At 68.6% G+C, this 656-nt stretch carries 1 protein-coding gene; it reads left to right on the forward strand.

Annotated features, from left to right (window positions below):
• A partial coding sequence (locus ACFPJ1_RS43285; protein WP_380112280.1) for an IS701 family transposase occupies positions 1-656 on the forward strand: 656 nt, incomplete at both ends.

The raw sequence follows: 656 nt of genomic DNA on the forward strand, positions 1-656 counted from the left end.
TCCTGGTGACACCAGGTTCGCCACCAAGCCCGCGCTCGCACGGGAGATGATCACCCGCGCGCTGGATGCCGGTGTCCCGGCGTCGTGGGTGGCTGGCGACGAGGTGTATGGCGGCGACTCCAAGCTGCGGATCGCTTTGCAGGAACGAGCGATTGGTTACGTGCTGGCGGTGGCCTGCGACCATCAGATCACCACAGCGGCCGGCAAACACCCGGCCAAGACCCTGGCCCGCCGACTGCCGTCACGCGCCTGGAACCGGCTCAGCGCCGGCGTCGGCGCGAAAGGGCACCGCTGGTACGACTGGGCCCTGATCGACATCGCGGTCGCCGACACCGAGGGACGTGGCACTGTCGGCGATCAGGCGCTGCTGGTCCGCCGCTCGATCAGCACCGGTGAACTCGCGTTCTACCGCTGCTACGCACCGACCCCGGTCCCGCTGGCCACTCTCGTCGCGGTGGCCGGGCGCCGGTGGACGATCGAGGAGTCCTTCCAAGCAGGTAAGGGATTGACCGGGCTGGACGAGCACCAGGTCCGTCGCTGGACCTCGTGGCACCGCTGGACCATCCTCGCCATGCTCGCCCATGCGTTCCTCGCCGTGATGACTGCCACCGCACGAGCCGAAACCCCTTCACCACAAGGGCTCATCGCGCTCACCG

Source organism: Kribbella qitaiheensis, assembly GCF_042657745.1.
GTDB lineage: Bacteria > Actinomycetota > Actinomycetes > Propionibacteriales > Kribbellaceae > Kribbella > Kribbella qitaiheensis.